Here is a 592-nt window from a genome sequence, read left to right as displayed (position 1 = left end):
ATCGCTTTTTCAAACTCATCGATCAACTTAGCAAATTCGCTTACATTTGGCTCAAGCCCAAACGTACGCTTCATGTCTCTATAGTGGCGAAAGAAAGCAGCCTTCGCTTGTTCACATGGATACCCTAATTTCTGAAGCTCCGAAATAACGCCTTGTGCATAATGTTTTTTCATCATTCGTCGGCTTATCAACTGAGACATTAAGCTATTCCTTTCGATTTAAAGTAAGCTCAAACATCAACCCGGATATTTACCAGTTATCCAACGTTCCTTATATAAATTTTCAGCATCTTCTACAGGCATTTGTTTTAGGAGATCCTCAAACTCAATAATGATCACGGCAGCATCCATTGAATCAGCATATCCCACTTTATCGAATGCAGCTATTAGTGAACCTACCGCCTGTTTAGAAGTAATATGGTTATTTAAAACATAAGAAAAGTTGTCAATAAACAACTCACTATTAGAAAATGCTGCTTTTTGAAGAATTGGATCTTTTGTCTTTAGAAACCCACGGATTGATTCAAGATAATTGGCAAAGCTGTTCTCACTCGGAAGTTTATCAATATGACGTTCTAAAAGATCGATTAAGA

At 36.8% G+C, this 592-nt stretch carries 1 protein-coding gene; it reads right to left on the bottom strand.

The features are described 5' to 3' along the window. Positions 1-236 precede the first annotated feature (236 nt). Positions 237-592, bottom strand: a 356-nt coding sequence (locus OB236_RS16680; protein ID WP_262685002.1) for a hypothetical protein, incomplete at its 5' end; no start/stop codon positions are given.

The sequence above is a fragment of the Paenibacillus baimaensis genome, from assembly GCF_025567575.1.
Note: the sequence above shows the minus strand (reverse complement) of the source record. Positions and strands in the feature narration are given on the sequence as shown.